The sequence below is a fragment of the Stutzerimonas chloritidismutans AW-1 genome (genome assembly GCF_000495915.1).
GTDB classification, from domain to species: domain Bacteria; phylum Pseudomonadota; class Gammaproteobacteria; order Pseudomonadales; family Pseudomonadaceae; genus Stutzerimonas; species Stutzerimonas chloritidismutans.
Genome location: NZ_AOFQ01000006.1, coordinates 108,648 through 128,333 on the forward strand (window position 1 = coordinate 108,648; position 19,686 = coordinate 128,333).

Annotated in this window: 16 protein-coding genes; 15 read left to right on the forward strand and 1 reads right to left on the reverse strand. The window is 62.8% G+C overall.

Annotation, left to right across the window (positions count from 1 at the left end; all coding sequences use genetic code 11):
* The first annotated feature begins 294 nt into the window (after window positions 1-294).
* From tssA to F753_RS28050, 15 genes are all read left to right on the forward strand, one after another.
* Window positions 295-1,857 carry a type VI secretion system protein TssA gene (gene tssA / locus F753_RS27980; RefSeq protein ID WP_023444044.1) on the forward strand — a complete coding sequence of 521 codons (1,563 nt, stop codon included), beginning with the start codon at window positions 295-297 and terminating at the stop codon, window positions 1,855-1,857.
* Window positions 1,858-1,873: 16 nt separating this feature from the next.
* The gene (gene tssB / locus F753_RS27985) at window positions 1,874-2,380 is read left to right on the forward strand and encodes a type VI secretion system contractile sheath small subunit (RefSeq protein WP_008567243.1); all 507 of its coding nucleotides are present in this window, start codon (window positions 1,874-1,876) and stop codon (window positions 2,378-2,380) included.
* A gap of 26 nt (window positions 2,381-2,406) precedes the next feature.
* Window positions 2,407-3,885 carry a type VI secretion system contractile sheath large subunit gene (tssC, locus tag F753_RS27990; protein WP_023444045.1) on the forward strand — a complete coding sequence of 493 codons (1,479 nt, stop codon included), beginning with the start codon at window positions 2,407-2,409 and terminating at the stop codon, window positions 3,883-3,885.
* Window positions 3,886-3,889: 4 nt separating this feature from the next.
* The gene (gene tssE, locus F753_RS27995) at window positions 3,890-4,297 is read left to right on the forward strand and encodes a type VI secretion system baseplate subunit TssE (protein WP_003303358.1); all 408 of its coding nucleotides are present in this window, start codon (window positions 3,890-3,892) and stop codon (window positions 4,295-4,297) included.
* An 11-nt stretch (window positions 4,298-4,308) separates the two neighbouring features.
* Window positions 4,309-6,228, forward strand: coding sequence for a PAAR domain-containing protein (locus F753_RS28000; protein ID WP_023444046.1), 1,920 nt, complete (start codon window positions 4,309-4,311; stop codon window positions 6,226-6,228).
* Window positions 6,225-6,863, forward strand: a complete 639-nt coding sequence (locus tag F753_RS28005) for a DUF2931 family protein (protein ID WP_023444047.1) — start codon at window positions 6,225-6,227, stop codon at window positions 6,861-6,863. The genes F753_RS28000 and F753_RS28005 overlap by 4 nt, the downstream gene beginning before the upstream one ends.
* Window positions 6,850-7,212 carry a hypothetical protein gene (locus tag F753_RS28010; protein WP_023444048.1) on the forward strand — a complete coding sequence of 121 codons (363 nt, stop codon included), beginning with the start codon at window positions 6,850-6,852 and terminating at the stop codon, window positions 7,210-7,212. Before F753_RS28005 ends, F753_RS28010 begins: the two co-directional genes overlap by 14 nt.
* Before the next feature lie 52 nt (window positions 7,213-7,264).
* Window positions 7,265-9,055: a type VI secretion system baseplate subunit TssF gene (gene tssF, locus F753_RS28015; protein WP_023444049.1), complete on the forward strand. Its 1,791-nt coding sequence runs from the start codon at window positions 7,265-7,267 to the stop codon at window positions 9,053-9,055.
* Window positions 9,019-10,026, forward strand: coding sequence for a type VI secretion system baseplate subunit TssG (tssG, locus tag F753_RS28020; protein ID WP_023444050.1), 1,008 nt, complete (start codon window positions 9,019-9,021; stop codon window positions 10,024-10,026). The genes tssF and tssG overlap by 37 nt, the downstream gene beginning before the upstream one ends.
* Window positions 10,027-10,037: 11 nt before the next feature.
* On the forward strand, window positions 10,038-12,629 hold the full coding sequence (tssH, locus tag F753_RS28025; RefSeq protein WP_023444051.1) for a type VI secretion system ATPase TssH: 2,592 nt from the start codon (window positions 10,038-10,040) through the stop codon (window positions 12,627-12,629).
* Window positions 12,630-12,639: 10 nt separating this feature from the next.
* Window positions 12,640-14,148: a sigma-54 interaction domain-containing protein gene (locus tag F753_RS28030; protein ID WP_023444052.1), complete on the forward strand. Its 1,509-nt coding sequence runs from the start codon at window positions 12,640-12,642 to the stop codon at window positions 14,146-14,148.
* 15 nt (window positions 14,149-14,163) lie between these two features.
* The gene (locus F753_RS28035) at window positions 14,164-16,320 is read left to right on the forward strand and encodes a type VI secretion system Vgr family protein (protein ID WP_023444053.1); all 2,157 of its coding nucleotides are present in this window, start codon (window positions 14,164-14,166) and stop codon (window positions 16,318-16,320) included.
* Window positions 16,293-17,147: a DUF4123 domain-containing protein gene (locus tag F753_RS28040; protein WP_023444054.1), complete on the forward strand. Its 855-nt coding sequence runs from the start codon at window positions 16,293-16,295 to the stop codon at window positions 17,145-17,147. Before F753_RS28035 ends, F753_RS28040 begins: the two co-directional genes overlap by 28 nt.
* A 5-nt stretch (window positions 17,148-17,152) precedes the next feature.
* Window positions 17,153-18,400, forward strand: a complete 1,248-nt coding sequence (locus F753_RS28045; RefSeq protein ID WP_023444055.1) for a LysM peptidoglycan-binding domain-containing protein — start codon at window positions 17,153-17,155, stop codon at window positions 18,398-18,400.
* Between the two features lie 591 nt (window positions 18,401-18,991).
* A complete protein-coding gene (locus F753_RS28050) occupies window positions 18,992-19,198 on the forward strand; it encodes a hypothetical protein (protein ID WP_023444056.1) in 207 nt (68 codons plus the stop codon).
* A gap of 20 nt (window positions 19,199-19,218) precedes the next feature.
* On the opposite strand, the gene F753_RS28055 is transcribed toward F753_RS28050, so the two are convergent.
* Entirely contained in the window at window positions 19,219-19,680 is a 462-nt protein-coding gene (locus tag F753_RS28055) for a DoxX family protein (RefSeq protein WP_023444057.1), read from the reverse strand.
* Between the last annotated feature and the right edge of the window lie 6 nt (window positions 19,681-19,686).

The following is a 19,686-nucleotide window of genomic DNA, read 5'->3' on the forward strand; positions in this document are numbered from 1 at the left end:
CCGGCATATTTCCTACGAAGTAAGTTGTTATACAAAGGCAACTTAATCGCCCGTTTTGAAATAGTTCCGTCGCCAGCTGGTTAATATTCCCAGCTGCAACGGAGATCACACTTCTCGCCTTGAACGACACATACCCCACGTCTAGGATGCCCACCCCATAAGGCCCTGTGCAATTTGTTGCGCAGGGACGGTGCGCAAGAAGTTGCGCACCCCTTTCTCGGAAACATTCCGCTTTTGATATTGGCAGCATGTTTCAAAGTTCACGGATCGAACTTGAGCGTCACGGAAGACCCAATGCACGCCAGCGCACTCAGCAAGCATTATCTGGAACTTGCCAGAAAGCCGGTCAATGACAGCAATTTCGCTGGCGACGATATTCGCTACAGCAGCGAGTTCGAATTGCTCGAGACCGAACTGGCCAAGGCTGGCGCACTGCACCAAACCGCCGGCATCGACTGGCAGAAGGTCCGCGAAGGCAGCGAGATGCTGCTCGCCTCGCTCTCCAAGGATCTGCGCGCCGCCGCCTGGCTGACCTGGAGCCTGTTCCAGCGCGAGTCCTTCGCCGGACTTCAGGCAGGTCTCAGCGTCCTGCACTACCTGTGCAGCAATCACTGGGCCGAGCTGCACCCACGCAAGCCACGCACCCGGGCCGCAGCGATCAACTGGTTGCTGCCACGTCTGGAGCAGACCTTTTCCGAAGACGTCCCGGTCGGCGAGCAACTGCCACTGTTTCGCAGCCTCGCCGAGCAGTTACATGCGCTGGAGCAGTGCCTGTCCGGGCATCTGGGCGAAGACGCGCCGTTGCTGCTGCCGCTGTGCCGTCAGCTCGACGGCATGGTCAAGCGCGCCAGCCAGGGGCAGCCGCAGCCAGGTACGGTGGGCGCGGCCATCGCCCAGGTGAAGCAGGTCGCCAGCCAGGTCTTCGCCCCCGGTTCGCCGATCGAGAACGACAAGGAAGCGCTCAAGGCTCTGCGCAACCTGCAGGAACAGGCGCGCCCGCTGACCGCCTGGTGGCTCAAGCAGCGCACCAGCGACCTGCGCCCACTGCGCCTCGCGCGTACCCTGCTCTGGCTGAGCATCGACAGCCTGCCGGAGCACAACAGCGAGCAGGTCACCGCGCTGCGTGGCGTCCCTGCCGACAAACTGGCCAGCTATCGCGAACGCTTCGCTCAGGGGCAGTACGCCGACCTGCTGGTGGATCTGGAAAACAGCACCGCGCGTGCCCCGTTCTGGCTGGATGGCCAGCGCCTGGCCTGGGAATGCCTGCAGGAGCTGGACGCCGAGCAGGCCATGCGCGAGGTGGAGATCCAGCTCGCGCTGTTCCTGCAGCGCCTGCCGCGTCTGGAAGAACTGTGCTTTCACGACGGCACCCCGTTTGCCGATGCCGAAACTCGCGCCTGGATCAGTGGCCAGGTCATGCCCCATGTGCAGCCGTCCACAGCCGCCAGGCAGGACGAGCCGCCCGTAGCCGGCACCCTGCAACCGAGCTGGGAGCTCGCGCTGCAGGAAGTCGTGCCGCTGCTGCGCAAGGAGGGCCTCAAACCCGCCGTGCAGCAGCTCAAACAGGGCCTGGCGCGCGCCCGCGGTGGCCGCGAACGTTTCTTCTGGCAGCTGAGCCTCGCCCGCCTGTGCTACCAGGCGAAGAAATACGAGCTGGCCAAAACTCAGCTCGAAGCACTCGACCAGCAGCTCGAGGCCAGTGGCCTGGGCAGCTGGGAACCCGATCTCGCCCTCGAGGTACTGCGCCTGCTGCACAGCTGTTGCGAGCTGCTGCCGCAGAACCACGCTGTGCGTGAAAGCAAGGATGAGATTTACCGCAGGCTGTGCCACCTCGATCTCGAAGTGGTGCTGGATTAACGCAAAGGAGAACACCATGGCCAAAGAAGGCTCGGTTGCACCCAAGGAACGCATCAACGTCACGTTCAAGCCGGCCACCGGCAACGCTCAGGAAGAGGTTGAGCTGCCCCTCAAGCTGATGGTGCTGGGCGATTTCACCCAGCGCGCCGACGATCGCAAGATCGAAGACCGCAAGCCCATCGCCATCGACAAGAACAGCTTCGACGAGGTCCTGGCCAAGCAGGAGCTGAACCTGACCTTCGGCGTGCCGAACCGTCTGCAGGACGAGCAGACCGATGACGAGCTGGCCGTACAGCTGCGCATCAATTCGATGAAGGACTTCAACCCGGCCAATCTGGTCGAGCAGGTTCCGGAGCTGAAGAAGCTGATGGAGCTGCGCGACGCCCTGGTCGCCCTGAAGGGCCCACTGGGCAACGCCCCTGCCTTCCGCAAGGCCATCGAAAGCGTACTCGCCGACGACGATTCGCGTGACCGCGTACTCGGCGAACTGGGCCTGGCGGCCAAAGAGAAGCTGGACGCCTGATATCACCGACAAGGAAGCACATCTACATGACCACTAGCGCAGCCGCCGTCGAGCACGGCAACCACCTCGCCGAAGGCGGCATCCTCGACCGCATCATCGCCGAAACCCGCCTGACCCCGGACGACGAGGCCTACGACATCGCCAAGCGCGGCGTCTCGGCCTTCATCGAAGAACTGCTCAAGCCGCAGAACGAAAACGAGCCGGTGAAGAAGGCCATGGTCGACCGCATGATCGCGGAGATCGACGCCAAGCTCAGCCAGCAGATGGACGAAATCCTTCACCACCCGCAGTTCCAGGCCCTGGAATCCTCCTGGCGCGGCCTGAAGCTGCTGGTCGATCGCACCAACTTCCGCGAGAACATCAAGCTCGAGCTGCTCAACGCCTCCAAGCAGGACCTGCTCGACGACTTCGAAGACAGCCCGGAGATCGTTCAGTCCGGCCTGTACAAGCACATCTACACCGCCGAATACGGCCAGTTCGGCGGCCAGCCGGTCGGTGCGCTGATCGCCAACTACTTCTTCGACCCCAGCGCGCCCGACGTGAAGACCATGCAGTACGTTGCCAGCGTCGCGAGCATGTCCCACGCGCCATTCATTGCCGCTGCCGGCCCGAAGTTCTTCGGTCTGGAAAGCTTCACCGGCCTGCCGGACCTGAAGGACCTGAAGGATCACTTCGAGGGCCCGCAGTTCACCAAGTGGCAGAGCTTCCGCGAACAGGAAGATGCCCGCTACGTCGGCCTGACCGTCCCGCGCTTCCTGCTGCGCAACCCCTACGATCCGGAAGACAACCCGGTGAAGAGCTTCGTCTACAAGGAAAACGTCGCCGGCAGCCACGAACACTACCTGTGGGGCAACACCGCCTACGCCTTCGCCAGCCGCCTGACCGACAGCTTCGCCAAGTTCCGCTGGTGCCCGAACATCATCGGCCCGCAGAGCGGCGGAGCAGTGGAAGACCTGCCGCTGCACCATTTCGAAAGCATGGGCGAGATCGAGACCAAGATCCCAACCGAAGTGCTGGTTTCCGACCGTCGCGAGTACGAGCTGGCCGAGGAAGGCTTTATCGCCCTGACCATGCGCAAGGGCAGCGACAACGCCGCGTTCTTCTCCGCCAACTCGGCGCAGAAGCCCAAGTTCTTCGGTAATAGCGAGGAAGGCAAGACCGCCGAGCTGAACTACAAGCTCGGCACCCAGCTACCCTACCTGTTCATCGTCAACCGCCTGGCGCACTACCTGAAGGTGCTGCAGCGCGAGCAGATCGGTGCATGGAAGGAGCGCACCGACCTCGAACTGGAACTCAACAAGTGGATCCGCCAGTTCGTCGCCGACCAGGAGAATCCGAGCTCCGAAGTACGCAGCCGTCGTCCGCTGCGCGCCGCCCAGGTCAACGTCAGCGACGTCGAGGGCGAACCGGGCTGGTACCGCGTCAGCCTCAGCGTGCGCCCGCACTTCAAATACATGGGCGCGGATTTCACCCTGTCGCTGGTCGGCAAGCTGGACAAGGAATAAGCACTTGAACGGATACGGCAGCCTCTTCGAACGCCTCGGCGGTGACGCCGCGCGGCGTTCCGGCTGGAGCCGCGAAGTCGCGGCGATGGCCTCGGTGGCTGCCCATCTGGCGAAGATGCTCAGCACCCGAGCGGGCAGCGTGCAGACGCTGCCCGACTACGGGTTGCCCGATCTCAACGATATGCGCCTGTCGCTGCACGACTCGCTGCAGCAGGCGCGTATCGCCATCGAACGTTTCATCGAAGCGTACGAACCCAGGCTGACCCAAGTGCGCGTGCTGTCGCTGCCGCGCACCCACGATCCACTGACCCTCGCCTTCACCATCGAAGGCCTGCTGGAAGTGGATGGCCTCAAGCGCCAGGTCAGCTTTTCCGCCAGCCTGGATGGCAGCGGACAGGTCAAGGTCCAGTAAGGAGACAACGGATGTCCGGCAAACCCGCAGCCCGCCTCGGCGACCCTACCGCCTGCCCGAAGACGGGCCACGGCACCAACCCCATCGCCGCCGGCTCACCAGACGTGCTGTTCGACGGCCTGCCGGCCGCACGCATGGGCGACGCTTCCGCCTGTGGCGGAGCGATGGCCAGCGCGGTGATCCCCAACGTGCTGATCGATGGCAAGCCGGCGGCAGTGGTGGGTAGTGTGGGTAACCACGGCAATGTCGTCACCGCCGGTTCGGGGACGGTGATCATCGGCAGCGGTCACAGCCCGGCGCCCTTCCTTGCGCCCGAAGTGCTTGGCATTGCGACCGCTGCAATTGCTGCGGCAACCAGCGCGGTCAAATCCCTTCTCCCGGCCACACCACTGGCCCGCGCCTGGCAGGAAGAGCCGGGGGACCTCGCACCGTTGGGCCTGGAAGAAGAAGACGAGGAAGAGGAACTGGTCGAGCAGCCGCAGCAACAGGCGCGCCAGGCCATTACTCTGCGTATCGGCGTGTTCTTCGATGGCACCGGCAATAACTTGGCCAATGCTGCAGTGACCGAAAAGTGTCGCCGCGATGACCTGAAACTGCTGGACGAGCGCACCCTCGGCGAAGTTGTCGACTACTGCCGGGCTCATGGCTTCGGCGGCAGCGAAGGCAACGGCTTCTTTACCCAGACACCGGACAATAGCTACGGCAACGCGCCGAGCAACGTGGCGCGGCTGTTCGATCTTTACCAGGACGATGCGACGCGGAGCCTGACCAAGGACGAGCGTAGCGCCAGCATCAAGGTTTATCTGGAGGGTATCGGAACCAGCAGCGGGGAGGATGACTCGGTATACGGACAAGTTACCGGGATGGGCGATACCGGCGTGGTGGCTCGCGTGATGCAGAGTCCGGACACGATCAGCCTACAGCTGGGCCTGTTTACGGAAAGCAATCCCGGAGTGCAGGTCGACGCGCTGGAATTCGATATCTTCGGATTCAGCCGCGGCGCAGCAGCAGCCCGCCATTTCGCCAATGAATTGCTCAAAGCCAACGGTGGGGTGCTGGCTGAGCTCCTGCGGCCAGGCCAGTTCGGTCTGCCAGAAGAATTCGAATGGAGCGGCCAGGCCCGCATCAATTTCATCGGCCTGTTCGATACGGTAGCGGCAGTAGTCGACCCGATGAAGTGGGACAACAGCCCTGCAAACCACCTCAATCCTGGCGTCAATCTGTACCTGCCACCGGGTTGCGCACACAAGGTGGTCCAGCTCACCGCCCGTGATGAGATGCGCTGGAACTTCGCGCTCAATAGCGTGGCTCCGCATCACCAGGAGATAGCCCTACCTGGCGCGCACTCGGATATCGGTGGTGGCTATCTTCCGATTGCCCAAGAAAAGCTCATCCTGAGTCGTCCTGTCAGCTCCACGGTGCCAGCGGGTACACCAACTGAACTTACTCACGCCTGGCGCGAAACCGAGCGCCAGTATGAAAAGTGGAAGGCTTTCGGGCTGCCAGAGGATCAACTAAAAAAAGATGTTCGCCGCATCCGCAAACTCCACCCCCGCGGCGTTAACCATCCGCCAGAGGATTGGATGTTAGGCCTGGTAACCATTGAGCGTCCGATACGCGGTGAACTTGCGCTGGTGTATTTGCGTGTAATGCGGGAATTGGCGGCCGAACATGGGGTTCCCGTCAAATCTATCCCCGACACTCCGGTTTTTGCGCTTCCTTTCGAACTCCAAGACATCGCCAAGAAAATGATGGCTTTTGCCAACGGCAGCCGGTTTGACCTAAACGAAGATGAAGAGCGCTTGCTCCGATCGCGGTATATCCACCTATCTGCACATTGGAAACCCACTCGCGGCCTGCTTATCAGTAAACCCGCGCCCAATGTCCGTTTGGTCTACAACAACCAGCCACAGCAAGGCTACCCCGAATGAAGAAGCTCCTCCTCGCCTGCGCACTCGCATTGCTCAGCGGCTGCGCCACCAGCCAAGCCCAACCTAAGCTGCCTTTTGACGCGTGGTACGCCGGCACTTTCGCGCCGGACCATATGGAAGTATGGGTAGAAAGCGTGGACGTGATCGACCGCCGCGGTCTCGCATACGAAAGAGTTAACGGCGGAGTGCCATCCTATGCCAGCACGACCGCGGGCTGGCCTTCACACCCGGCAGGAGGAGCAGGAAAAGGCCTGCGCGGCATTGACCTGCCAGAAATTATCTTCGTGCGCTGGCAATCGCTAGTCGAGCCGCAGACCTATAACGTGCGCATCAACGTTCCCGAGTGGGTACGGGAGGAGATGCTCAAGCCACAGGCGCCTTACTGCCGTGGCGAGAAGCGTGTCGTCGAAGGAATGTATCGCCGATTCATCACCATCGGCCTCGCTCCCGGCGGCATCGCCAAGGCCTGGTTAGGCGGACCCTGCCTGCAATCCATTGAGATTGGCCGCTTCGAGGCTGCAGTTAGCAAGCTAGGGCCGAGCCTTGGACAGAACGAGGGACGCTACGCCTACCCTCTCTCGGACAAAGCCAAGGCCTATATCGAGCAACACGGGGTGCCCTATGGCTCGTGGTAAATCCTCCTTCCCCAGCGTCCGTCTGGCGCTCGCCGCCCTCGCGCTGACATTGGCCGCCTGCACCAACACTTCCCCGCCGCCGCGAGAACTGGCCGGGCGCTACGAACTGGTCGGTGTGATGGAAATGGGCTCACAGCTGCTGCTCCATGAACAGGGCACGTTCGAGGCAGTGCTCTACTACGGCAGCCTCGACATCCAGGGTCAAGGGCGCTGGACAATGGTGGACGGGCAGATCGAGTTGCGCGAACGCGGTCTGAGAGCGTTTTTTGACGGGATGAGACTCGTGCCAAGCGGCAACTGCCTGCTCGTGGAAATGGATACCTCCACGGGATGCTACCGCCGACGCTAGACGCAATCCGCGCGAGCGCCGGACACGAAACGACAAGGATGAATCGTAAGACATGTCTTTCAACCACTACTACCAGAGCGAACTCACTGCCCTGCGCCAGCTGGGCAAGCGCTTCGCTGAGCGCAGTCCGGCACTGGCGCCATTCCTCGGGCAGGCCGGGCGCGATCCGGATGTCGAGCGGCTGCTCGAAGGGTTCGCCTTTCTCACCGGGCGGCTGCGGCAGAAGCTCGATGACGAGCTGCCGGAGCTGACCCACTCGCTGATGCATCTGTTGTGGCCGAACTACATGCGCCCGCTGCCGGCCTTCAGCATGCTGCAGTTCGATCCGCTGAAGCGACCCGGCCCGGCGCTGACGGTGCCGCGCAGTACGCCGGTGGAATCCAATCCGGTGCAGGGCGTGAGCTGCTGCTTTCGTACCGCCTACGCCACCGAGGTGCTGCCGCTGGCGTTGCAGGCGCTGGAGTATTCGGTCAAGGGCACTGGGGCGCTGCTCAGCCTGCGCTTGCAGATGAGCGCCGATGGCCATCTCGGCGAGATCGGTCTCAACCATCTGCGCCTGCACCTGGCAGGCGAGCCCTATATCAGCCAACTGCTCTACCTGAGCCTGTTGCGGCATCTGGGCGGCATCGAGCTGGTGCCGCTGGACGCGCAGGGTCATCCGCTGACCGGTCCGGATGGCCGACCGCTGACGCCCTTGCAGCTCAACGCCAAGCAGGTCGAACCGGTGGGATTCGCCGAGGATGAGGCGCTGATCCCCTACCCGCTCAATACATTCCGCGGCTATCGCTACCTGCAGGAATATTTCGCCTTCCCGGACAAATTTCTCTTCGTCGACCTCAAGGGTCTGGAGGTCATCCAGCGCATCCCCGAGGATTTGCTCAAGCAGGCCCGCGGCCTGGAGCTGCGCTTCGACATTCACAAGGCCGGCGTGCAGCGCATACGTCCGACGCTGGACAACGTGCGCCTGTACTGCACACCGGTGGTCAACCTGTTCCCGCACGATGCCATCCCGATCCGCCTGGACGGCAAGCAGGACCAGTACCTGCTGTTACCCGCCGAGTACGATTCGCAGCAGTGCGGCGTGTTCTCGGTGGATCGGGTGACCGGCTGGAAACCCGGCGGCATGGGCTACGAAGAATACGTGCCGTTCGAATCCTTCGAACATGACGCCAGCTTCGATGTGCCGGTGGCGCGCCCGCACTACAGCGTGCGCCAGCAACCTTCGCTGCTCGGAGAAGGGCAGGAAACCTGGCTCAGCTTCGGCCTGCGCAACCTCGACCAGCACGAGACGCTGTCCATCGAGCTGACCTGTACCAACCAGAACCTGCCGCGCCAACTGAAACTCGGCGACATCTGCAAGCCCTGCGAAGACACGCCGGAATTCCTCAGCTTCCGCAATATCTCGGCGGTCACCCCGAGCTACGCGCCGCCGCTGCAGCGTGACTATCTGTGGAAGCTGATCAGCAACATGTCTCTGAACTACCTGTCGCTGGCCAACGTCGAGGCGCTCAAGGTAATCCTCGAGACCTACGACCTGCCGCGCTACTACGACAAGCACGCCGAGAGCGTCAGCCGGCGGCGCCTCGGCGGCTTGACTCACATTGCCCACCAGCACGTCGATCGCCTGCATCGCGGGCTGCCGGTGCGCGGCGTACGTACCGAACTGACCATGAACCAGGACGGCTTCATCGGTGAGGGCGACCTGTTCCTCTTCGCCTCGGTGCTCAACGAATTCTTCGCCCTCTACGCCAGCCTCAACTCGTATCACGAGCTGCGCGTGCAGAGCACACAGGGAGAGGTGTACCAATGGACGCCGCGCATGGGTCAGCAACCGCTGCTCTGAAACCGCTCAACCGCGGCATTCGCGAGTACAGCCTGTTCCAGGGCGCGCTGCTGGTGCTCGATCGCCTGCGCCAGCTCAACCCTGGCCTGGACGAAGAGTCGCTCTACGAGCGCCTGGAGTTCCAGGCCAACCCGAGCCTGGGCTTTCCCGGCAGCGATATCGAGCAGGTGCAGTTCTTCCAGGAGCACGACGAGTGGCGCGCGCGCCTGCGCATCAACCTGGTCAGTCTGTTCGGCGCCGGCTCGCCGCTACCGGCCTTCTACGGTGAACAGGCGCTTGGCGACAGCGAGGACGGCAACCCGACCCGCGACTTTCTCGACCTGTTCAACAATCGCCTGCAGCGCCTGCTGTTGCCAATCTGGCAGAAATACCGCTACCGGGCCCGCTTCACCAGCGGCGCCCATGACCCCTTCTCGGAGCAGCTGTTCGCTCTGGTCGGACTCAGCGGCGAGGCCATCCGCAACGCGCCAGAGCTGAACTGGAAGCGCCTGCTGCCCTATCTCGGCCTGCTCAGCCTGCGCGCGCACTCGGCGGCATTGATCGAATCGGTGCTGCGCTACTACTTCAAGCACGCCGAGCTGAACATCGAGCAATGCCTGGAGCGCCAGGTGGAAATCCTGGACGAGCAACGCAACCGCCTCGGGCTGGCCAACAGCCAGCTGGGTGAAAGCCTGGTACTCGGCGAGCGGGTCCGCGACCGCGGCGGCAAGTTCCGCATCCATATCCGCCAGCTGGACTGGAATCGCTTCCACGAATTCCTGCCCATCGGCAGCGGCTACCAGCCGCTCTGTGCGCTGGTGCGCTTCACCCTGCGCGATCCGCTGGACTACGACCTGCGCCTGGAGCTTCGCCCAGACGAGATCCGTGAACTACGCATCGGCGCCGCCAACAACTGCCGCCTCGGCTGGACCAGCTGGCTCGGGCGTGAACGCGCCGACGGCCTGGTCACTCTGGGCAGCAAAACTCATTAAGGAAGATGAAAATGATCAATGTCGACTTGCAACAGCTGGTACTAGCACTAGACGCCGAAACCAAACGCGACTTGGAAGGCGCCGCCGAACGCTGCGTGGTACGTGGCGGCAGCAAGATTCTCGTCGAGGATCTGCTGCTCGGCCTGCTTGAGCGTCCCGATGGATTGCTCAAGCGAGCCTTGCTGGATGCCGAAGTGGATGCCGGCGCACTGGCGCAGGCGCTGCAACCGCGAGGTGAGCACAGCGAGTCGCGCAACCCGGTGTTTTCCACCGAACTGGTGCAATGGCTGCAGGATGCCCTGCTGGTGGCCAGCCTGGAACTCGGCCAGAGCCAGATCGACCAGGCCGCGCTGATCCTCGCGCTGCTGCGCAATCCGCTGCGCTATGCCGGCAGCCACTACCAGCCATTGCTGGCCCGGCTGGATGCCGAGCGCCTGCGCGACTTCGCCCTAAGCCAGCAGCCTCAAGGCAGCACTGGCAAACCTGCTGCCGGTGGCGAGTCGAACCTGGCGCGCTTTACCCACAACTTCACCCAACAGGCCCGTGACGGCAAGCTCGATCCGGTGCTCTGCCGCGACTCGGCGTTCCGCCAGATGATCGACATCCTCGCCCGGCGGCGAAAGAACAATCCGATCGTGGTCGGCGAAGCTGGGGTCGGCAAGACCGCCATCGTCGAAGGCCTGGCGCTGCGCATCGTCAACGGGGAAGTGCCTGCGGCGCTGAAGGGCGTCGAGCTGCTCTGCCTGGACCTCGGCCTGCTGCAAGCCGGTGCCAGCGTGAAGGGCGAATTCGAACGCCGTCTGCAGGGCGTGATCGACGAAGTGAAGGGCTCAGCCAAGCCGATCATCCTGTTTATCGACGAGGCGCACACGCTGATTGGCGCCGGCGGCCAGGCCGGCAGCGGCGATGCGGCCAACCTGCTCAAGCCGGCACTGGCACGCGGCGAGCTGCGCACCATCGCTGCAACGACCTGGAGCGAGTACAAGAAATACTTCGAGAAGGACCCGGCACTGGCCCGGCGCTTCCAGCCGGTGCAGCTGCACGAGCCGAGCGTTCCGGAAGCCGTCACCATCCTGCGCGGGCTGGCGCCGGTCTACGAAAAGAGTCATGGCATCTACCTGCGCGATGATGCGGTCACGGCCGCCGCCGAGCTGTCGGCACGCTACCTGGCCGGCCGGCAGCTGCCGGACAAGGCCGTCGACGTGCTGGATACCGCCTGCGCGCGGGTGCGCATCAGCCTCGCCGCTGCGCCCGAGGCGCTGGAACGCCTGCGTGGTGAGGTCGCCGAAGGCGAGCGCCAGCGTGAAGCCATGCGCCGCGATCTTGCCGCCGGCCTGCCGGTCGACGCGGCTGTCCTCCAGCGGCTGGAGCAACGTCTGTTCACGGTGGGGGACGAAATAGAGCAGCTCGAATCCCGCTGGACCAGGCAGCGCCAGCTCGCCGAGCGCCTGCTCGACCTGCGCAAGCGCACGGCCGAAGCCCGCGGCGCTGCGATCGAGCACGGCGAGGTCCCATCGCTCGAGGAGCTGGAGACCGAACTGCGCGCCGTACAGGCCGAACTTGCCGCAGCCCAGGCCAAGCAACGACTGGTCAGCCATGAGGTCTGCCCGCGCCTGGTGGCCGAGGTGATCAGCCACTGGACCGGCGTGCCGCTGGCGCAGCTGGCCCGTGAACATAACGCACAGGTTGCCAATTTCGCCGCCGATCTGCGCGCCCGAGTGCGCGGGCAGGAGCAGGCCGTCGAAGCGCTGGATCGTGCCATGCGCGCGGCAGCAGCCGGGCTGAACAAACCCGACGCTCCGGTGGGCGTGTTCCTGCTGGTCGGCCCCAGCGGCGTCGGCAAGACCGAAACCGCACTGGCCCTGGCCGACCTGCTGTACGGCGGCGAGCGCTTCCTCACCGTGATCAACATGTCCGAGTTCCAGGAGAAACACAGCGTTTCCCGCCTGATCGGCGCGCCTCCGGGTTATGTCGGCTACGGCGAAGGCGGCATGCTCACCGAAGCGGTACGGCAGAAACCCTACTCGGTGATCCTGCTCGACGAGGTGGAGAAGGCCGACCCGGATGTGATGAACGTCTTCTACCAGATCTTCGACAAGGGCGTGGCGAATGACGGCGAGGGCCGCGAGATCAACTTCCGCAACACCCTGATCCTGATGACCAGCAACCTTGCCAGCGAGCGCATCGCCAATTTCTGCAGCGCCGGCCAGCGGCCGGCGGCCGAGGATCTGGAACTGGCCATCCGCCCGCAGCTGTCGCAGCACTTCAAGCCGGCCCTGCTCGGGCGCATGCGCGTGGTGCCCTATTACCCGATCGCCGGGGAGGTGCTCGACGAGCTGGTTGCGCTCAAGCTGGCACGCTTCGGTGAGCGGCTGCAGCGTCGCCAGCTGCAGTTCAGCCATTGCCCGGCGCTGGTCACGCACCTCTCCGAGCGCTGCGGCGACAGCGACAGCGGTGCGCGCCTGATCGACCATCTGATCGAGCAGCACCTGCAACCATTGGTGGTGGACCGCCTGCTCGATGCCATGGCCAGTGGCGAGCCGCTGCAGCGGGTGCATGCCACGCTGGATGGCGAGGGTGCCCTGGTTTGTGAGTTCGCCTGAGATGTCCGCGATGTTCAATCAGGTGCCACAGCCGCTGCGCTATGCCGAGGCCCTGCTCGGTCGCTTCGCCGGGCTGGCGCGTGCAGCCAACGCCGACAGCCTGCTCGGAGGGCTGGTGGAAACCGCGGCGCAGCTGAGCGATTGCCAGCTCAGCCAGCTCTATCTGCTGGACGCCACCCATACCCGCCTGACGCTCTCGGCCGAGTGGCATAACGGCCTGCTGCAGCCACGCGCAGCCACCAGCCTGCCGAGTGATTACGACGGCGAGCAGCTGCTGCAATACTGCCTGTGCCAGAACCAAACCCTCTGTCTCAGCGAACTGGACAGCAGCCTGCATGCTTCGGGTTTCCTGCCGGATAGCCCGAAACCGTGGCTTAGCCTGCTCTGCCTGCCGCTGCAGGACGAGCAACAGCGCGTCGCCGGCCTGCTGCTCACGGCCAGTACCGAGTCGCGCGAGCTGCAAGGCTTCAGCGGTTCGCTGGCCCAGCTTGGCGCCTTCGGCCTCGCCCAGCTGCATCTGCTCCAACGCCTGCGCGCGCCCGGCAGCACCACGCCACCTGCCGCGCCAGTCAGCCCCTGCGCCAGCGGTTACGGCCTGATCGGCGACAGCCCGCGCATGCGCGCGGTCTACCAGCTGATCGGCAAGGTGCTGCACAGCCCGGTCAACGTGCTGCTCACGGGAGAAACCGGCACCGGCAAGGAACTGGTGGCGCGCGCCATCCATGACTGCGGTTTCCGCCGTAGCAAGCCCTTCATCGTGCAGAACTGCGCTTCGCTGCCAGAGCAGCTCTTGGAAAGTGAGCTGTTCGGCTACCGCAAGGGCGCCTTCACCGGCGCCGACCGCGACCGCAGCGGCCTGCTCGATGCGGCGAACGGCGGCACGCTATTCCTCGACGAGATCGGTGACATGCCGCTGCTGCTGCAAGCCAAGCTGTTGCGCGTCCTGCAGGAAGGCGAAGTGCGCCCGCTGGGCTCCACCGAGACCCACAAGGTCGACGTGCGCGTCGTTGCCGCCACCCACCGTGACCTGCGCAGCCAGGTGGAGAACGGCCTGTTTCGCGAGGATCTTTTCTACCGCCTCTCGCACTTCCCCATCGAGCTGCCGCCTCTGCGCGAGCGCGACGAGGACATCCTGCGCCTGGCACGGCACTTCGCCGACAAGGCCTGCGCCTTCCTGCAGCGCGATCTGTGTCGCTGGTCCGACGCTGCGCTCGAACGTCTGGCAGGCTATGCCTTCCCCGGAAACGTGCGGGAATTGAAAGGTCTGGTGGAGCGCGCCGTGCTGCTTTGCGAGGGCGGTGAGCTGCTGCCGGAACACTTCAATCTGCATGTGGAAGCGAGCCTGGACAGCAGCCTAAACCTGCGCGAACGCATGGAGCGGGTCGAACGCAGCCTGCTCATGGATTGCCTGCGCAAGAACGGCGGTAACCAGAGCCAGGCCGCCCGCGAACTCGGCCTGCCGCGGCGCACGCTGTTGTATCGCATGGAGCGGCTGAATATCAGCCCGGCCGATCTCTAAGGAAGGAAAGACGCCATGTTCAACCCAGCCCACCAGGCCCACTTCACACTGACCCTCGAAGGCATCGAGCACGACTTCAAGGTGCTCGAATTCCAGGGCCGCGAGGCCATCAGCCAGCCCTACCGCTTCGACCTGGAACTGGTCAGCGAGCACCCCGATCTGGATCTGGAAAGCCTGCTGCATCGCCCGGCCTTCCTCGCCTTCGCCCCGGACGGCAGCGGCATCCACGGGCTGGTGCATCAAGCCGCCCAAGGTGAATCCGGCAAGCGCCTGACCCGCTATCGGCTCACGCTCGTGCCGCAGCTGGCCTACCTTGCCCATCGCACCAACCAGCGCATCTTCCAGCACCTGAGCGTGCCGCAGATCGTCGCCCAGGTGCTCGAGGAGCATGGCATCCAGGCCGATGCCTACCGCTTCCAGCTCGGCCCGGTGATTTACCCGCCGCGCGAATATTGCGTGCAGTACGACGAAACCGACCTGCACTTCATCCAGCGCCTGTGCGAGGAAGAGGGCATTCACTATCACTTCCAGCACAGCGCGGCCGGTCATGCCCTGGTCATCGGCGATGACCAGACCGTCTTCCCCAGGCTCGCTGCCACCGCCTATCAGCAGGACAGCGGCCTGGTCGCCGACCAGCCGGTGATCAAGCGCTTCGGCCTGCGCCTGGAAACCCGCACCAGCCGGGTCACGCGCCGCGATTACGATTTCGAGAAGCCACGTCTGACTATGGAAGCCGCGTTCCACAGCGACTTCCAGCCCGACCTTGAAGACTACGATTACCCCGGCCGCTTCACCGAGCGCGCCCGCGGCAAGCACCTGTCGCAACGCGCCCTGGAACGCCACCGCCACGACTACGAACTGGCCGAAGGCGAAAGCGACCAGCCGCGGCTGGTGAGCGGGCACTTCCTCCCGCTTGGCGAACACCCGCGCAGCGACTGGAACCAGCTCTGGCTGCTGACCGAGGTGCTGCATGAAGGTAAGCAGCCACAGGTGTTGGAGGAATCAATTACCAATGTCCCAGCTCACCACGGACTGGCCCCCTCTCCCCTCTGGGGAGAGGGCCGGCGTGGGGGGGCTCTTGCCAGCCTCGACTTCCATCAGGGCTACCGCAACCACTTCACCGCCACCCCCTGGGACATCCCCTTCCGCCCGGCCCTTCGCCATCCGAAACCGAAGGTCCTCGGCAGCCAGACCGCCGTGGTCACCGGCCCGGCCGGCGAAGAAATCCACTGCGACGAGTACGGCCAAGTACGCGTCCAGTTCCACTGGGATCGTGAAGGCCAGGCCGACGACAAGACCAGCTGCTGGCTGCGCGTCTCCTCCAGCTGGGCCGGCGACCGCTACGGCGGCATCGCCATCCCGCGCGTTGGCATGGAAGTGCTGGTGACCTTCCTCGAAGGCGACCCCGATCAACCGCTGGTGACCGGTTGCCTGTATCACAAGGAACACCAGGTCCCCTACGACCTGCCGGCCAACAAGACCCGCACGGTGTTCAAGACCCTGAGCTCCCCCGGCGGTGGCGGCTACAACGAGCTCCGCATCGAAGACCGTAAGGGCGCCGAACAGATCTACATCCACGCCCAGCGCGACTGGGACGAAAACATCGAGCACGACCAGAAGATCCGCGTTGGCCACGAGCGCCACGACACCGTGGAGGCCAACAGCTACAGCGAATTCCGCGCCGAAGAACACCGCACCACCCAAGCCGACCGCAAGACAGAAATCCGCGCCAACGATCACCTCACCGTGGGTAACAGCCAACACCTGAAGATCGGCACTGGGCAATTCATCGAGGCGGGCAATGAAATCCACTACTACGCCGGCAGCAAGGTCGTCATCGACGCCGGCATGGAACTCACCGCCTCCGGCGGAGGCAGCTTCCTCAAACTCGACCCCAGCGGCGTGACGCTGAGCGGGGCGACGATCCGGATGAATTCGGGTGGTGCCGCCGGAAAGGGCTCTGGGCTGAAGATTCTGGCGCCGGTAATGCCATGGCTGGCAACCAGCGCCATTGCCGGCAGCCTCACCTTGCCTGCGCTGATCAACATGTCGCGGCAACTCAAACAGGCCGCGGCCGCCAAACTGCTGTTGGTCAAGCAGTGCGGAATGCAAGCCGATGGCTTATGCCACTTGGAGGTTTGCCCATGCGGCAAGAACGCGAGCACGGCCTGATGCAGGCTGTAGAAGAACCGGACATCGAGCGAGACGACCTCTACCTGCTGCTCGATAGTGCCGCATTACCGGCTCTGCAGATCATCTACCAGCACGACGACGAACCCCACTTGGAGCTGCTGTACCGAGGCACGCGCCATGAGTCCATGCTGGAATGCAGCCCCGTGCTGTACAGCCTCGCGGGGCAGCATCTGATGTGGCAGAACCGGGAGCGCTGGCAAGCGGCAGGGCTGTTGTTGGAAAGCGCGGCGAGCATCGATGATCTGGCGAGCCATTTGCGCAGCCTGCTGAGCGTCAGACTGCCCTCCGGTGAACTGGCGTTCTGCCGATTCTACGACCCGGCCTTGAGCGAACGCTTCTTCGACAGCCTCACGCAAGAGGAGCTGAGCGCTTGGCTCGGCCCTGTCAGCGGCATCTTGCTGACCACCGAGCAGAGCGAATGGCGAGGTTTCACCACAAACCAGATTTCTCCCGGCAGAACTGCTGACGACGAGGGCTGGTTTTCGATCCATCCCGAGCACCTCGTTCATTGGCAACAACAGGAACGACAGCGCTTCATCCAGCGCCTGATCAACCACTTTTCTGCGGATGACTTTCATGAAAAGTCCGCCCCGGACCTGGAAGCGGTCGTCAAGCAGCGCGTGCACGAAGCCGAGGCATTCGGTATCGAGGCCGAACAGCACCTGTTCGCCTACGTTGAGTTGGCGCTGCAGTTTCCCGATGCCATCGACAGCCCCGAGGTTCGAACGGGGCTGACCAACAAGGAAGAACCTGCCGAGCACCGGCTGGCTCGTATCGAAGCCTGCCTGCTTGGACTGCATGGATAAAGCGAATGGAATACACGATACAGAGGGGCGACACCCTGACCCGGATCGCCAGCGATCACAGCACCACCGTCAGCAGCCTGCTACGCCTGAACCCGCAGATTGAAGACCCCAACCAGATCCAGGCTGGCCAGATGTTACGCATGCCTGCAACGAGCAGCCCGGCACGCCCCGGCTGCACCGCGGGACAGATCATGCAGGACAGCCAATGTAGCGGGGCTGCATTCGACGTCGCCTTCTACTGGAACGAAGAGGTGCAGAGCCGCCAAGCGATCTATGAGGCGATCTACGGACGTGAAATGCACTTCCTCCACCGCTCGTTGTTCCAGCGTAACAACGAGCATCTCAACGAGACGGTACTGCCTGGCGAGATCGTGATCATCTCCAACATGCCGCGCACCGACGCCGACCGACAACGCCTGGAAGCCCTCAGGGAACAGGCGCGGCTTGCAAGTGAAGGCATCCAACAGCTGACACCCGCCGAAGCCATGACGGTCAAGCGACACCTGGAAGTTCTGGACTACGTCTCGCTGGAAACCGTTGCATCCCACCAGAGCACCGCGCTGGGTGTACTGAGTGCCGCAGCCGGACGACAGCTAGGAGACGTAAAGAGCACGCTGGAAAAGATCAACGTCGCGTATGTCGACGAGCTGAGCCGCACCGGAAACCCCAACCGATTTTCGCCGGAGTTCTATGCGAAGCGTCAGCAGCTGTTCGGCCAGCTGAATCATTCCCTTGGCCGTCTGACCCTCTCAACTGTCAATATCCGTAATTACGACAGCATCAAGACCACGCTCGGCCTATCTACAAAATCGATCCTGCATAACGCTTCTGCGATTACTGAAAGAGGCGAGGTGCCGCAGCTTGGGCACCGGATCAATACGGTTTCAAATTGGGCGAAGGGTGCTAGCCGCTTAGGCTATTTGGGCATCGCCATCGACGGCGGCGTTCGGTTGAACAGAATCCACGACGCCTGTTCGTTAGAGGATAGCGGCAGCTGCAAGCAAGTCAGCTTTAAACAAATCGGCGGGTTCGTTGGTAGCGCAAGTGTCGGAGGGATAGGCGGCTTTCTAACTGCACAAGCAGCCACAGCCATTGTTGGTGGCATTGCATTAGCTCTCGGCGTAACTGTAGGAGCACCAGTTTTACTCGTAGTGGGGTTAGCTGGTGCCGGTCTTGGCGCCTATTATGGTGGGAGTGAAGGAGGCGAACTCGGCGAAATGCTAGGCGAAGTAATTTACGAAGGGGTGCAATAAATGCCCACTGCAATCTCCCTCAAAGCAATAATGCTATATGCATTATTTTCCATATTGGCACTCGGCACCGTTAACAACCTGTACGTATCTTTTTTTGCGATACATAGGTTAGATCGTTATTTTTCAAAAAAACATGATCCTAACTGGGAATCCAATAGCCCATTTGAGAGCTTTTATCGGCTCCACAAATACAGCTTTCTATATTCATTTGGGATAAATCGCCCAAAAGTTAATAAGGCTATCTCGCTTTGGTTGTATTTTTCCAGCTTTAGCCTTGCCTGCATATGGGTCAGCTTAGGCCTGGCAGCAGCTGGAAAATACTTCAAAATCGGCCCACTCTCATAGCTAGGTCTTTATAAGAAACTTCCCGTAGCCAGCGCTTTAACGGATCTACATATGCATCCAGATCTAGCATACGTCTTTTTCAGTAAGCCAATATCCACGCGGTTGAGAACCAGCCGACGAGACGAGACAACCGTTCGGCAGCCAAACACTGGCGGCCGATGAACGGGCAGGGATTAAGCCTGCTGAAGTGACAAAATGACATCACAGCTGCGGGTGCAGCCCTTCCGATGATCAGAGTCACTTTTCATGTCCGCCTATCGCCGCTACTCCATCATCCTCGAACACACCGGCCAGGTCCTGCTGGAGCATGCCTCGCTTGAGCAGGTCGAGGCGTTCTGGGACGCCAATGATGCCCTTTACTTTGGTCTGCGCATCGAAGACGCGCAGAGCGATCACGCCACTGTGTTCGTCACCGATGAGATTCCCGAGGATGAGGACGTCGTGCCTGCCTGAGGTGGCGATTAAGGTCGGTGCTAGCGAATTCTCCACAGGTGATCGAGCGAGAGTCGGCCGGCGCCACGGCCGATCAGCAGTAGTAGCAGCGCCGCCCAGCTCAGGTGAGTCGACCAGGCGTCGGGGTAGACGAACAGCTGGATCACCAGCGTCATCAGCAGTAGCGCCAGCGCCGACAGCCGCGTGAACAGGCCGAGCACCAGCAGCAGCGGGAACAGATGCTCGGCATAGGTCGCCAGATGCGCCGCGATGGACGGCGGTAGCAACGGCAAGGCGTATTCGCTGCGAAACAGCTCGAACGTGCCCGGGGTGATGTCCAGCACGCCGCTCACCTTGGTGCGCCCGGAGAGCAGGAAGATCGCCGCGATGGCCAAGCGTGCCAGCAGATTCAGCAGCGAATCGCCGAGCAGTTGCTGCAACCGCTGCGCGACCGCGTTCCATTGCTGACGCAGACGCAGCGGCAGGTTGTGCATGGCGTTCATGACGGT

Bases quoted from the DNA above. Each gene is read 5' to 3' on its own strand.
- tssA (WP_023444044.1), top strand. From the start codon at position 295: ATGCACGCCAGCGCACTCAGCAAGCATTATCTGGAACTTGCCAGAAAG.
- tssB (WP_008567243.1), top strand. From the start codon at position 1,874: ATGGCCAAAGAAGGCTCGGTTGCACCCAAGGAACGCATCAACGTCACG.
- tssC (WP_023444045.1), top strand. From the start codon at position 2,407: ATGACCACTAGCGCAGCCGCCGTCGAGCACGGCAACCACCTCGCCGAA.
- F753_RS28000 (WP_023444046.1), top strand. From the start codon at position 4,309: ATGTCCGGCAAACCCGCAGCCCGCCTCGGCGACCCTACCGCCTGCCCG.
- F753_RS28005 (WP_023444047.1), top strand. From the start codon at position 6,225: ATGAAGAAGCTCCTCCTCGCCTGCGCACTCGCATTGCTCAGCGGCTGC.
- F753_RS28010 (WP_023444048.1), top strand. From the start codon at position 6,850: ATGGCTCGTGGTAAATCCTCCTTCCCCAGCGTCCGTCTGGCGCTCGCC.
- tssF (WP_023444049.1), top strand. From the start codon at position 7,265: ATGTCTTTCAACCACTACTACCAGAGCGAACTCACTGCCCTGCGCCAG.
- tssG (WP_023444050.1), top strand. From the start codon at position 9,019: ATGGACGCCGCGCATGGGTCAGCAACCGCTGCTCTGAAACCGCTCAAC.
- tssH (WP_023444051.1), top strand. From the start codon at position 10,038: ATGATCAATGTCGACTTGCAACAGCTGGTACTAGCACTAGACGCCGAA.
- F753_RS28030 (WP_023444052.1), top strand. From the start codon at position 12,640: ATGTTCAATCAGGTGCCACAGCCGCTGCGCTATGCCGAGGCCCTGCTC.
- F753_RS28035 (WP_023444053.1), top strand. From the start codon at position 14,164: ATGTTCAACCCAGCCCACCAGGCCCACTTCACACTGACCCTCGAAGGC.
- F753_RS28040 (WP_023444054.1), top strand. From the start codon at position 16,293: ATGCGGCAAGAACGCGAGCACGGCCTGATGCAGGCTGTAGAAGAACCG.
- F753_RS28045 (WP_023444055.1), top strand. From the start codon at position 17,153: ATGGAATACACGATACAGAGGGGCGACACCCTGACCCGGATCGCCAGC.
- F753_RS28050 (WP_023444056.1), top strand. From the start codon at position 18,992: ATGTCCGCCTATCGCCGCTACTCCATCATCCTCGAACACACCGGCCAG.
- F753_RS28055 (WP_023444057.1), bottom strand. From the start codon at position 19,680: ATGAACGCCATGCACAACCTGCCGCTGCGTCTGCGTCAGCAATGGAAC.